Source organism: Pseudoalteromonas sp. SCSIO 43210 (genome assembly GCF_054133285.1).
The window spans coordinates 3,369,571-3,384,563 of record NZ_CP087225.1; the positions used below are offsets into that span (position 1 = coordinate 3,369,571).

General features: G+C 39.5%; 7 protein-coding genes and 1 pseudogene. 5 read left to right on the plus strand and 3 right to left on the minus strand.

Annotated elements, in window-relative coordinates; genetic code table 11:
* Positions 1-37 precede the first annotated feature (37 nt).
* Positions 38-1,711 (plus strand): DNA repair protein RecN, encoded by a 1,674-nt coding sequence (gene recN / locus LOS73_RS14460; protein ID WP_033028719.1) that lies wholly within the window; start codon positions 38-40, stop codon positions 1,709-1,711.
* A gap of 402 nt (positions 1,712-2,113) precedes the next feature.
* On the opposite strand, the pseudogene LOS73_RS14465 reads toward recN, so the two are convergent.
* From LOS73_RS14465 to gltB, 3 genes and pseudogenes are all read right to left on the minus strand, one after another.
* A pseudogene (locus LOS73_RS14465) lies at positions 2,114-3,135 on the minus strand (GGDEF domain-containing protein).
* 734 nt (positions 3,136-3,869) lie between these two features.
* Entirely contained in the window at positions 3,870-5,285 is a 1,416-nt protein-coding gene (locus LOS73_RS14470) for an FAD-dependent oxidoreductase (protein ID WP_024598346.1), read from the minus strand.
* Between the two features lie 9 nt (positions 5,286-5,294).
* Entirely contained in the window at positions 5,295-9,752 is a 4,458-nt protein-coding gene (gltB, locus tag LOS73_RS14475; protein ID WP_457933895.1) for a glutamate synthase large subunit, read from the minus strand.
* Positions 9,753-10,449: 697 nt separating this feature from the next.
* Between gltB and LOS73_RS14480 the strand changes: the two genes are divergently transcribed.
* From LOS73_RS14480 to LOS73_RS14495, 4 genes are read left to right on the plus strand one after another with little or no spacing between them, the layout of a single operon-like run.
* Complete coding sequence (locus tag LOS73_RS14480) at positions 10,450-11,703, plus strand: efflux RND transporter periplasmic adaptor subunit (protein ID WP_033028623.1); 1,254 nt, start codon at positions 10,450-10,452, stop codon at positions 11,701-11,703.
* Between the two features lie 42 nt (positions 11,704-11,745).
* Positions 11,746-12,456, plus strand: coding sequence for an ABC transporter ATP-binding protein (locus tag LOS73_RS14485; RefSeq protein WP_457933896.1), 711 nt, complete (start codon positions 11,746-11,748; stop codon positions 12,454-12,456).
* Between the two features lie 3 nt (positions 12,457-12,459).
* Positions 12,460-13,773, plus strand: coding sequence for an ABC transporter permease (locus LOS73_RS14490; RefSeq protein ID WP_457933897.1), 1,314 nt, complete (start codon positions 12,460-12,462; stop codon positions 13,771-13,773).
* An 11-nt stretch (positions 13,774-13,784) separates the two neighbouring features.
* Positions 13,785-14,993, plus strand: a complete 1,209-nt coding sequence (locus LOS73_RS14495) for an ABC transporter permease (RefSeq protein ID WP_337120162.1) — start codon at positions 13,785-13,787, stop codon at positions 14,991-14,993.

A 14,993-nucleotide genomic window follows, 5' to 3' on the forward strand; every position in this document is an offset into this window, starting at 1 on the left:
ATAAATTAACAGTTAATTGACTGGATGGATAAACAGTATGTTAATTGGTTTAGAAGTTAAAAATTTTGCAATAGTAAGTAATTTAAGTACCGAATGGCAAAACGGTATGACCGCCATCACCGGTGAAACAGGTGCAGGTAAGTCTATAGCCATTGATGCGCTTTCACTGTGTTTAGGTGAGCGAGCAGAAGCCTCAGCGGTCCGCCCTAACACTGACAAGGCAGAAGTATGTGCACAATTTGATTTAAGTGCACTTCCACTAGCTAACGCTTTTTTAGAACGACACATGTTAGCAAATGCCGATAACGAGTGCTTATTACGTAGGGTGGTATGTAAAAATGGCCGCAGTAAAAGTTATATTAATGGTAGTGCGGTAACCGCCGCACAGCTAAAAGAACTTGGTCAATATTTAATTTCTATTCATGGGCAACATGCCCATCAGCATCTTTTGAAAGCTGAGCATCAATTGCAATTACTTGATGCCTATGCCGGTCACAATGATTTAGTGAACGGCGTGAGCCAAAACTATAAGCTGTTCGCTAACTTACAAAAAGAATTTAAGCACCTAGAGCAGCAACAATTACAGCAAGCGGCTCAAAAACAACTTTTAGAATATCAAGTTGCAGAACTAGATGAATTTGCTTTGCAAGAAAATGAATTTGAACAAATAGAGGCTGAGCATTATAAACTCAGTAATAGCCAAACCATTTTAGAAGCCTGCCAACGAGAGCTACAGCACCTTTACGAAAGCGATGAACAAAATGCGTGCTCGTTGTTACAGCATAGTGCTCAGCAATTTACCGAACTGGCTCAATATGACGAAAGTTTAGTAAGCGTAGCTGCTATGCTTAGCGAAGCCGCTGTACAAGTTGAAGAAGCGAGTCGCGAAGTGCGTGGTTACACTGAGCAAGCAGATTTAGACCCGGCTCGCTTAGTTGAAGTAGAAAATAGACTAAGTGGTGCAATGGACTTAGCTCGCAAACACCATATAAAACCACAAGCCCTAGTTGAGTTTCATCAATCTATTTCACAGGAACTGGAGTCAATTAGTACTAATAGTGCTCGATTAGAACAACTAGAATCCGAAATAGAAAATGCGCGAGTGACATACCAACAGGCAAGCGATCAGTTAAGCAAAAGTCGTAAAGAGTACGCAAATACACTAAACACTTTGATCAGTGAGAGTATGGCTAACCTGTCAATGGAAAATGGTGTATTTGAAATAGCATTAACTCAAGAAGTTGAGCGTGCACCCAACAGTTTAGGGTACGACAATGTATCATTTTTAGTTTCAACTAACCCAGGACAGCCACTACAACCGCTTGCTAAAGTAGCATCTGGGGGAGAGCTTTCGCGTATTAGCTTAGCAATTCAAGTGATTATTGCACAAAAAGTAACAACCCCAACACTTATTTTTGATGAAGTTGACGTAGGTATATCAGGCCCTACCGCATCGGCAGTTGGAAAACTATTACGTCAGTTAGGTAAATCAACTCAAGTAATTTGTGTAACGCATTTACCGCAAGTAGCTAGCAGTGCGCATCAACAATTCTTTGTAGCTAAAGAAATTGCTCAAGGTGAAACATTTACTCATATGCTGCCTTTAAATAAAGATGGACGAGTTAATGAAATAGCTCGCCTATTAGCTGGAGACAACGTAAGTAAGACGGCTAAAGCTAACGCAAAAGAACTGATAATGGCACATGCCTAGTGCTATTTAGCTACCGATTTATAACAAATCAACATGTATCAAATTGCTAAGAGATAAATATAATGCAAAATAGTGTCATTTATATGTGTATAGGTTTTAGTTGGCTTTTAATAATAGTATGTGTGCTCTTAATGCTTTTAAGTCGATTTAAACATACTCAATTTAAACAACGTTTATTACGCTTTGTAAATATAGTTTTAGTGTTTCAATTGTTATTCGCCGGTTTATATTTAGCTGTTGAGTTTGACAGAGATTCACAATACTTAAAAGGGAGTTACACGATACTTATTGCGCTCCAAATTACCTGTAATTTCTTTTGCTACATGAGTGTAAAACGAAGAAAGGCCAAAACGAAAACTTCTCTTGACTCCTTCTCTATGGATTAGCAAATATAGATGGTTACTAAGCTGAGCAAGTTCTATTTTTACCTTGCTCTTTGGCTTTGTAGAGTTGCTGATCAGCATGTTTAATATCAAGATCAATTGATCTGTTTTCTTCACTTTGAACAACACCAATACTAATTGTTAAGTTTACAGTATTAGTACGTAAACTTACCGCTGCTTTTTTAAGTGAATCATGGATTTTATCTGCTACATTTACCCCTTCTGCAACACTTACATTAGGTATTGCTATTAAGAACTCCTCTCCCCCCAACGAGAAGCAACAGCATTTTGTGGAATATTTTTCTTAAAAATCTTAGCTAAATGAATAAGTGCCTCATCGCCAAAGTTATGTCCATATTTATCATTAATTTTTTTGAAGTTATCAACATCAGCTAGTAGCAATACAAAAGGTATGCCTTTGTAAGCATGTTCCTTTTTGAATTCACTTAACTTATTCATTGCATGACGACGGTTAGGAAGCTCAGTTAATGGATCGATTGTTGCTAATCGTTCATTTCTTTGACTTAAAGCTATTATTTTATTGCTGTACTTCTCTCTTGATTGTTCATAAAAGCCTGTGAGTAAAGCGACAATAATAAACGAAAATACAATTCTATAAGGAAATTGTGCTGGTTTATATTCATAAATATTAAACATATCTGCGCAATAAAAGCCTAACATTATCGCTAGCAAAAATATGAATATATCAAATGTCCCTCGCTTTAATCCTCGAATAGAATATGTTACTGGTGATACAATAAATATCCAAATTGGCCCTGTACCTTCAGCGCCGCCAGTAACAACTAAGTAAAGCATCAATCCATAAAGATTATATAAAATCGCATTTGCAGACTTTTCTACCTCTTTGTAAATATTAAATGCCCAAATATAGATAAGTGTCGAACCGACAAGTGTCACAAAAAGAAAATATTCGCTATTAGTAAATGCAATACACGACATCAAAAATGTGGATATAAAGCCTATTGATGAGAAAAACCTTACTATTAATTCTCTTTCTGTTTTATCGAAGTATTTGTGCATAATTTATCAGTTTTCTTTTCGTAAATGACGCCAACCCAGAACGCAAAGTAAGCAAATAGTAAATAAGCCGCGTATTTTGTATTTATTTAGTTAATTAATCAACACTTAATACCATACTAAAATACGGAAAAAGTAGAATTAGATTCTTTCTCCCTACCTTCACGGTTAAGTATTCTCTAATATTAGACCTAATTGCCTACATTATTTATATAAAGAATAAATAATTAGGGCGTGTTGACCTTTCGTGATTGATTTTTCAGCCGTATGTTTGGTATTTAGGCAAATGTAGTGTGATTATTCCCCATAAATTTGGATAACGTAGCATAAATGCCAAATATGCGCTGCCCTTTGGATTCTTTCTAAGGACGATTAAGTCTTTGTTACCTACATAGATTTAGGTAAGGTGCATTAGCAGGACGCGGAAGATTTGCTCAATTTTTTTATTCTTAAATGAATATAAGCCAGTTGGCTAACGCAGGAGCAGTTACCAACAATCCCACTAGGTTACAAACCCCGCTCCGCGATTAAATCGCCCCTAGATTGAACAAACTTTAATCCTGAAAGATCAACATACCCTATTGTTCTAAATAAAAAATCCTTAACGACGTTACAGTGCAATTTAATTCGTTAAATTTCCCAAAGATTTATACAGGTTGGTCTAGGCATCATTACGTATAAAAAAAAGCAAGCTCGAAAGCTTGCTTTAACGTATATTTAAAGTAACCAAAAAATAGTTATACTTTAAGGTAGTCCATAATACCTTCTGCAGCATTACGTCCTTCAAAAATAGCAGTTACCACTAAATCTGAACCACGTACAATGTCGCCACCAGCAAATATTTTAGGGTTAGTAGTTTGATGTGTAAACTCACCTTGTTCTGGTGCGTTAATACCGCCCCAGTGGTTTATTTCTACATCGTATTTTTCTAACCAATCCATTTTGTGTGGTTGGAAACCAAACGCCATAATAACTTGGTCTGCTTCAATAACATGTTCTGAACCAGGTACTTCTTCAGCACGGCTTCTGCCTTTTGCGTCAGGTTCGCCTAATTTAGTTTTAACCATTTTAACGCCGGTTACTTTACCTTTATCGTTCAATACAATGCCTTTAGGCTGAACGTTATACGTAAATATAACGCCTTCTTCTTTCGCATTTTTAACTTCACGTTTAGAGCCTGGCATATTTTCTTTATCACGACGATAAGCACACGTTACTTTTGCAGCATTTTGTCGTATAGACGTACGCACACAATCCATGGCTGTATCACCACCGCCGAGTACAACTACTTTTTGATTAGCCATATCAATACACGGTTGTTTTGTCTCGTCGTAGCCCATTACACGGTTCGTGTTACCAATCAAAAACGGGAGTGCATCATGAACGCCTGGTGCATCTTCATTTTCAAGACCTGCACGCATACTCTGATACGTACCCACCCCTAAAAATACGGCGTCGTAATCAGCTAAAATTTGATCAAGCGTAATATCAACACCTACCTCAACATTTAACTTAAATTCTACGCCCATTTCAGTGAAAATTTCACGGCGCTTTTGCATTACTGATTTTTCAAGTTTAAAAGAAGGAATACCAAATGTGAGTAGTCCACCTATTTCTGGGTGACGATCAAACACCACTGGCTTAACGCCATTTCGTACTAAAATATCAGCACATCCTAAACCTGCAGGGCCAGCACCAATAATGGCTACTTTTTTGTCGGTCCATGTTACATAAGACATATCAGGCTTCCAGCCCATTTTAAATGCCTCATCAGTAATGTACTTTTCAATATTACCAATTGTTACCGCACCAAACTCTTCATCGAGCGTACACGAGCCCTCACACAAGCGGTCTTGTGGACAAACGCGGCCACACACTTCTGGTAAACTATTGGTACGATGAGAAAGCTCAGCCGCCTCTATAATACGGCCCGTGCGTATTAACTTTAACCATTGTGGAATGTAGTTATGTACAGGGCATTTCCACTCACAGTATGGGTTACCACAATCTAAACAACGGTCAGCTTGTGAGTTAACCTGATTCTCTGAAAAGGGTTCGTAAATTTCTACGAAAGATTTTTTACGTGACGAGATTGGTTTTTTGCGTGGGTCTACACGCTGCACGTCTATAAATTGATATACATTTTCGCTCATACTGCCCCCTTATTGCGCCTGAACACGTAGTTCGGCACTACTGCGAGCGCGATGCCCGAGTAAACTTTTTACGTCGCTTGATTTTGGTTTTACTAATTTGAACATCGGTAAGTACAATTCAAAGTTAGCTAGAATACTTTCTGCTCTGCATGAACCCGTAAGCTCTAAATGCTCAGCAATTAAGCCGCGTAAATGTTCTTGATGCGATGCTAATTCTTCAAGTGTAACCACTTCTACTAGCTCGGGATTAATGCGCTTTTCAAAATCATTTCGCTCATCTAAAATATAAGCGAAACCACCTGTCATACCTGCACCAAAGTTAACGCCTACGTTGCCCAGTACACATACAACGCCGCCAGTCATGTATTCACAACCGTTATCACCTACGCCTTCAACAACGGCTTGTACACCTGAGTTACGAACTGCAAAACGCTCTCCGGCACATCCAGCTGCAAACAATTTACCGCCTGTCGCACCATATAAGCATGTGTTGCCTGCAATTGTAGCTTTATGACTTTCGAACGACGAGCCAAGTGGTGGACGAATAACTAGCTTGCCACCAGCCATGCCCTTCCCTACGTAATCGTTAGCATCGCCAACCAATGTCATTTCAAGGCCACCTGCATTCCACACGCCAAATGATTGACCCGCAGTACCGTGTAATTCAATTACGACTGGATCCGCAGCCATACCTTGGTTGCCATATTTATCTGCAATATAGCCAGAAAGCATTGCACCAACCGATCTGTCTGTATTACAAATACGACTTACTAGCGAAATACCGCTTGAAGCGTCAATTGCTTCTTGCGCCTTAGCAAGTAGGCTCTCATTAAGCTTTCCTAAATAATGTGAGCTATTAGGCGCACTACAATAAAGTGTTTCACCAGTTGGGTTATTAGGCTGAGCAACTACAGAAGATAAATCAATTTTCTTCTGTTTTGCTGTTTTACCTTCAATTGCTTCAAGCAAATCTAAACGACCAATTAAGTCAGTTAAGTTTACAACACCCAAGCTTGCCATAATTTCACGGGCTTCTTGCGCTATAAACTTAAAGTAGTTCATCGCCATTTCTGGTAGGCCGTGATAATGCTTTTGGCGAAGTGTTTCGTCTTGTGTTGCAACACCGGTCGCACAGTTATTTAAGTGGCAAATACGCAAGTATTTACAACCAAGGGCAACCATTGGGCCAGTACCAAAGCCAAAGCTTTCAGCACCTAGAATTGCTGCTTTAATAATATCTAAACCTGTTTTTAAGCCACCATCTGTTTGCAGGCGAATGCGATGACGAAGGCCATTTTCAACAAGTGCTTGCTGTGTTTCAGCAAGGCCAAGCTCCCATGGGCTACCGGCATATTTAACTGAAGTAAGTGGGCTTGCACCTGTACCGCCATCATAGCCAGAAATAGTAATTAAATCGGCATAGGCTTTAGCAACACCTGTCGCAATGGTTCCTACGCCTGGTTCTGAAACCAGTTTTACAGAAATAAGTGCTTTAGGGTTTACTTGTTTTAAATCAAAAATTAGCTGTGCTAAATCTTCAATTGAGTAAATATCGTGATGTGGTGGTGGCGAAATTAACGTAACACCTGGCACCGAATAACGAAGTTTAGCAATATATGGGGTTACTTTTTCACCCGGTAATTGCCCGCCTTCACCTGGTTTTGCACCTTGCGCTACTTTAATTTGAATAACATCAGCACTGCGTAAGTAATGCGGCGTTACGCCAAATCGACCTGAAGCGACTTGCTTAATACGTGAATTTTTTTCGGTACCGTAACGCAGCTTATCTTCGCCGCCTTCACCCGAGTTTGAACACCCACCCAAGCGGTTCATCGCAATTGCTAGCGCCTCATGCGCTTCTGGCGATAAAGCACCAATACTCATTGCGGCCGAATCAAATCGTTTATAAAGATTTTCTGCAGGCTCGACATCATCAATGCTAATGCCGGTTTCAGGCAATTTAAGCGAAAGCATGTCACGTAGCGTAGCAATCGGACGATTATTAACGAGTTTTGCATACTCACTGTAATCGGTGTATTCACCAGAACGAACTGCTTTTTGTAGGGTTTGGATTACATCCGGATTATAAGCATGATATTCGCCACCATGAACATACTTAAACAAACCGCCGTGGCTTAATAATTTACGTTTACTTAAAGCAAGTTTATGTAGGCTCTGTTGATCGTCATCAAAATCGGTAAAACAGGCACCCTGTATGCGACTTGCCACTCCTTTAAAACACATTTGTACAATAGCATCAGATAAACCAACCGCTTCAAACAACATTGAGCAACGATATGACGCAACCGTACTTATGCCCATTTTAGACATAATTTTATATAAGCCCTTGTTAATGGCTTTACGATAAGCAAGCGTTACTTCGCAATACGACTTATCAATAATTTTATTGTCGCTAATTGCAACTAACGATTCATACGCAAGGTATGGATAAATGGCAGTTGCACCAAAACCTAATAAAACTGCAAATTGGTGTGCATCGCGCACACTACCGGTTTCAATAATAATATTCGATTCACAACGAAGATTATTATCAACAAGACGATTTTGCACCGCGCCCACAGCCATAGCTGCTGGAATAGGTAAATTCGTTTCATCAAAGTTGCGGTCTGTTAGAACAAGCATAATACAGCCCGATGCTGCTTTTTTCTGCGCAATATCACAAATTCGCGATACTGCTTTTTCCAATCCTTCTTCAACTGTATACGTAATATCAATTTTACAGTAGCTGTAATGTGCTTCATCAGCATTTAATAATTGCTGCATGTCTGCGTACATTAAAATTGGCGTATCAAACTGTAGGCGCTTAGCGTGGCCTGTTGTTTCGTTAAATACATTTTGCTCACTACCAATACATGTCGCAAGTGACATTACATGATTTTCACGCAGTGGATCGATAGGTGGGTTTGTTACTTGCGCAAATTTTTGGCGGAAGTAATCATAAAGTGAACGATGCCCTTCACTAAGCACAGCAAATGGCGTGTCATCACCCATTGAGCCTGTTGCTTCTTGGCCGTTTTCACCCATTACACGAATAACGCTATCAAGCTCTTCGTTGGTATAACCAAACATTTTTTGATATTTAGCTAGCGTTTCATTATCAAAAGAACGATTACCGGCATCTTGCTCAGTAAGTTCTTCAAATGGAACTAAACGTTTAACATTTTCTTCAAGCCATGACTTGTATGGATGGCGAGATTTTAAATCTTGATCGATTTCATCCGAATGCCAAATTTTGCCAAGCTTAGTATCAATAACTAATAATTCACCTGGACCAACACGACCTTTTTCAACCACTTCATCAGCAGTGTAATCCCAAATACCCACCTCTGATGCAAGCGTAATAAAGCCATCTTGTGTAATTACATAACGCGCAGGGCGAAGTCCATTACGGTCAAGGTTACACGCCGCAAAACGACCATCCGACATTACAATACCTGCCGGACCATCCCATGGTTCCATATGCATAGAGTTAAAGTCGTAAAATGCACGTAGATCATCGTCCATTGCACGGTTTTTTTGCCATGCAGGTGGCACAAGCATGCGCATCGCACGGAATAAATCCATGCCGCCAGCTAAAAATAGCTCAAGCATATTATCTAGGCTGGATGAATCAGAACCAGTTTCGTTTACAAACGGTGCCGCTGTTTGTAAATCAGGAATAAGTGGTGACGCAAACTTATAAGAACGCGCACGTGCCCATTGGCGGTTACCTTCAATGGTATTAATTTCACCATTGTGTGCTAAATAACGAAAAGGTTGAGCAAGAGGCCAACGCGGTTGAGTATTAGTAGAAAATCGTTGATGAAAAACACAAATCGCACTGGTCATACGAATATCAGCTAAATCTAGGTAAAAGTTAGGTAAATCTGCAGGCATCATAAGGCCTTTATAGATAGTAACTAATCCAGATAAGCTTGCAATATAAAAAGCTTCATCATCAACAATACGCTTTTCAGCACGACGACGCGCTACATATAAGCGTCGCTCTAAATCTTTAGAACGCCAACCTTCTGGCGCACTAACAAAAATTTGTTCAAACCCAGGTAATTGTTGTACTGCTATAGGACCTAACATTGATGGGTCGGTTGGCACTACGCGCCAACCTAAAATATTTAGCGTTTCTTTTTCTAATTCTTCGCTAAGTATTTGTTTTGCAGCTTGTGCTAAAACAGGATCTGAATTTAAAAAAATCATACCTACGGCATAATTTTTACCTAAGTGCCAATTGTTCTCAGCCGCAATAGCACGAAAAAAGCTATCTGGTTTTTGTAATAATAAACCACAGCCATCACCTGTTTTACCATCGGCAGATATACCGCCACGATGCTGCATGCGATCAAGCCCCGTAATAGCAGTACGAATAAGCCTATGACTAGCTTGACCATTAACTTGGGCTATTAAGCCAAAGCCACAATTTTCTTTTTCTAATTTTGAGTCGTATAACATAGACCCCTCCCCTTGCTGCACTGTTAGCGTGGATGAACTGCTCGACGATTTGCTAACAGACGGACAAAACTAGCCTCTATCGTAAATAGAGTCAATAGCATTTTGAATACATATTCACATTCTTGAATATTTCTCACTTCATAGCAAGATTTCTTTTTCATCATTATTTTTAACATTTAGTCGTATATTAGGCGTTATTTTTTCATGACACTGGTGTCAAGTTTAACATTTTGTAAAAACAACCAAGTAAAAAGCTACAGCTTACGTAAACGTAAAGCCCTCATTTAGTGAATAAATATTCAACATACACCGATAAAGTTAGTTAACATTTAGATAGTTTTGTGCTATTTCCGTAATTTTGAGGCTTAACCTCTCTTCTTTTTACTGGTCATTAGTATAGTTATTAATATTTGTGGCATTTTTAATCTCTTAATAGTGAATTTTTATTTACTAATGCGTCCACTGCGGACACTTTTATGTCCGCGGACATATAAAAAACACATAAAATAAAATTTAATTAACTAATTACAGTGAGTTACGCTTTGGCATGCTAATAGTATAGAGCTATACACATTCGTTAAGTGGAATAATTATGTTTATGCTTAGTTTATTTTTGATATCTCCTATTGTCGCTATTTGCACCGCAGTTTTTTTTCTACTGTGTGAAAAATATATAAAAGCCGTGTAGGAGAGCCTAATGATTAAAGATACCAGCGCACAAGACGTACAAGTAAAGGCACCTATGAACTATAAAAAATACGCGGTCATCACTGCGGTTATTTTCATTGTAGCCTCGACAATTGCTTATATTTTTTTAACGAGTCATAGCGCTAAAAGCTCTATTAGCCGCTCAAAAGTACAGGTTGCCAAAGTACACGTTAAAGCGCTCATTCGAGACATTGCCGCCAGTGGTAAAATTGTTGCTGCTAATGCTCCTAAAATCTACAGCCCAGAACATGGTTTTATAGATTTAAAAGTAAAGGCTGGCGATACAGTAAAGCAAGGGGACACACTTGCTCTGCTGCAAAGCCCTGAGTTAACTAACGAATTAAAGCAACAGGAGTCTGTACTTAAACGACTACAAGGCGAGCAGCAAAGGCAGCATTTGCAAGCAAGACGCCAAACACTCACTTTAAATAAAACACTTGATATGGCACAAGTTGAGCTTAACGCCGCTGAGCGCGAAAATCGCCGGGCGCAGTTATCAATACAAAAGCACTTAATTAGCCAAATTGATCTTGAAAAAGCAGTTGATGATTTATCACGTGCAAAGCTCACATATAAGCATGCACAACAAGAGGTATTGCTTGCCAAAGACACGCTCGCCTTTGAACTACAAGCAGCTAAAAGTGATGTAACCCGCCAGCAACTTATTGTTGATGATTTAATCAGAAAAGTAAGCAACCTATCTATTAAAGCTACCGTTACTGGGATCGTGGGTAACCTTCTTGTGCAACAAAAAGCCGCAGTGACGCAAAGCCAACCTCTTATGACACTCGTCGACTTAAGTAATTTCGAAGCGGAACTTCAAGTACCTGAAAGTTATGCAAACGAATTAGGACTCGGTATGGAAGTAGAGCTTAAGTTAGGCAATGAAACAGTGATGGGGAATTTATCCGCCATATCACCAGAAGTTAATAATCGTGAAGTAACAGCGCGCGTTCGCTTTGATGGAGTTAGTAATAACATTCGTCAAAACCAACGCTTAACTGCACGTATTTTACTCGATAACCGCCAAGACATAATGCAAGTAAAACGCGGCGCTTTTATGCAGCAAGGCGGAATTGTAGCTTATAAGGTAGAAGGCAATATTGCAAAACGCATACCTATTACTATAGGCGCCACAAGCATTAACGCGGTTGAACTTTTAAGCGGTGTTAAAGAAAACGATGAAATTATTATTTCAAGCTACAGCGACTTTAAGCAAGCCGATACGATTTTATTAAATTAAACAGACGTTCTCAACCAACGCTAAAAATAATTAGGAACACCCATGTTACAAATGAACAATGTAAGTAAAGTATATCAAACAGAAATGGTACAAACCCATGCGCTTCGAGACTTTAACCTGCAAGTAAACGAAGGCGAATTTATTGCTGTTACCGGTCCTAGCGGCTCAGGAAAAACAACCTTTTTAAATATTGCAGGTATGCTCGAGCCTTTTAGCGAAGGTGAATACCTGTTGGATGGTGTTAATGTTGGCAGCCTAAACGATAACCAACGTGCTGATTTACGTAATCAAAAAATTGGTTTTATCTTCCAAGGGTTCAATTTAATACCTGACTTAAACTTATATGAAAATATTGAAGTACCGCTACGTTATAGAGGTATTAAAGCCGCAGAGCGTAAACGTCGCATTGAAAAATGCTTAGAACAAGTTGGCCTTGCCTCTCGGGCAAAACATTTGCCACAGCAACTCTCTGGCGGACAGCAACAAAGAGTGGCAATAGCCCGTGCGCTTGCTGGTGAACCTCGTTTTTTACTTGCCGATGAGCCAACAGGTAACCTTGACAGCTTAATGGCTCGCCAAGTTATGGAGTTACTTGAGCAAATAAATCGCGACGGTGCCACTATTGTAATGGTAACGCATGATAGCGAATTAGCCCGCCGTGCTCCGCGTAATATTCAAGTAGTTGATGGGCAACTTGCCGACTTTAAGCTTTATCAGGGCGCACAAACTATAAAAACAGCATCGGGGGTTTAACTAATGTTTATTCATTATTTAGATTTAAGTTGGCGCAGCTTCAAGCGCACCCCACTGGTTAGCTTTTTAATGGTACTTGCCATTGCGATAGGTATAGGCATAACAATGACCAGCCTTAGTGTTTATCACATGATGTCGGCCGATCCTATCCCAGAAAAAAGCAGCCAACTTTACAGTGTGCAATTACAAACAATGGACGATGGTAGTACGTGGTGGACAGAAGATAACATGCCACTGCAACTGACCTATCAAGATGCTGAGAACTTATTAAACGCACCCACGTCAGAGAAAAAAGTGGCTATGATGCGTACCGGCTTTTCAGTTTATTTAGATTCTGACAAAATCAAACCTTTTATAGGTAATGCTCGCATGACAACGCCTGAGTTTTTTAGCATGTTTAATTTGTCATTTTTATACGGCGGGGCTTGGAGCAAAGAGCAAGAAAACTCAGCCGCACCTGTGGTTGTTATTACCCAAGAGATAAACGATAAACTATTTGCAGGACAAAACTCCGTCGGAGAACTGATTTACTTAGATGATGCAAGCTATCAAGTAGTTGGTGTTATTAACCATTGGCCTCTCAATATTAAGTATTATGATTTAAATAACGGTGCATTTAATCAAGTAGAAGAGTTATTTATGCCCTTTAGCTTAATAAAGGCAAAAGAGCTCGTAAGTTGGGGCAATAGCAATGGATGGAAACACGAAAACACACCAACCTTTGCAGATAAACTGCAATCTGAGCAAGTATGGATCCAGTTTTGGGCAGAGCTAAATACGCTTGAACAAAAACAAGCCTATCAAAATTACTTATTAGCCTATATGCAAGAACAACAAAAACGTGGTCGATTTAATCGTAAAGAACTTGAGTATAAACTTCGCGATGTAAACCAATGGATGCAATACAACAACGTCGTCACCGAAGACAATAAAATTTTAGTGGGCCTGAGCTTTATGTTTTTAGGTGTCTGCTTAGCCAATATTTTAGGTTTACTTTTAGCCAAGTTTTTACGCAGAGCGCCAGAAGTAGGTGTAAGACGCGCATTAGGCGCTAGTAAAAGGCAAATATTTTTACAGCACTTAGTTGAGGTCGCCATGCTTGGCTTTATAGGTGGCATGCTAGGAATTGCACTAGCACAACTTGGCTTAATGGGCGTAGGGCAAAGCTATGACTACTATGAAAATTTAGCGACAATGGATTTAACCATGCTATTGAGCGCCCCATTGATTGCAATTACAACCTGCATTTTGGCTGGTTTGTACCCTGCTTGGCTAGTGTGTAAAACCAACCCTGCTATTTATCTTAAGAGCCAATAAGGAATGTCACAATGTTAGAAATAAAACCTATATTTAACGCCTTATGCCGCTCAAAGGTGGGCGCTGTATTACTGCTAATTCAAATTGCAATTACCACAGCCATAGTCAGTAATGCTGCATTTATCATTCAAGATAGAATTAGTTATTTAAACCAAGAAACGGGCTACCCTGAACAAGATATATTTAAGTTTAATGTAATGACCTTTGGTACTGATATTAACTTAAGTCAGCAGTTTGAGCTTGATGAAAGCATGCTTAGAAAAATGCCAGGCGTGGTCGATGCCGCATTAAGCAGTAGTATTCCACTATCAGGGAGTGGCAGCGCTTCGAGCTTTAATTTAAAACCTGCCCCACAAGAAGGCCTAAGTGTCAGGGCCGCTTATATTTTTATAGACGATCATGCTATTAATACCTACGGCGTTAACTTAATTGCAGGGCGAAACTTTACCGAAGATGAAGTGCTCGTTACAAACGAAATTACACAAAAGCGCACCAACGTCACTATAGTCACTAAAGCCCTACTTGATGAGCTCTATCCTGATGGAGATGGTTTAGGGAAAATAGTTTATTTTGGTGACCTACCACTTAAAGTTATTGGCGTGATCGGAAAAATGAAAGGCCCGTGGCTCAAAGACAGTAAACCCGATAATTTTGCGTTTATTCCTTATATTAAAGCAGAAAGTTATACACAAGTTGCCGTTCGTACAGAGCCAGGTCAGCGAGCAACTGTAATGAAAGAAATAGAAAATGCCATGCTTGCAAATTACAGTAAGCGCGTTATTAATAACATTAAAGGGCTTGATGAACTAAAAAATGAGTACACCGCTCAAGATCGCCTTATGATGCGCATGCTCATAGTATTAATCACTATTTTAGTGCTTATAACCGCTCTCGGTATTTTTGGCTTAACCTTATTTAATATTAGCAAACGTACTAAGCAAATTGGTACACGCAGAGCACTTGGCGCAAGAAAGTCCGCTATTGTTAGCTACTTCTTAGTAGAAAACGCACTAATTTGTAGCCTAGGTTTAGCCTTAGGTGCAATAACAGCAATACTGCTTGGGAAAATGTTAATGCAGTCTTTTTCTGTCGCCGCACTACCGCCAAGCTATATAGCCGTTACCGCCATTGCCGTATTTTTAATGAGTTTACTTGCGGTGTTAGCGCCGGCTAAACGCGCTGCCAATATTTCGCCCAGTATCGCAACTCGCACTATTTAA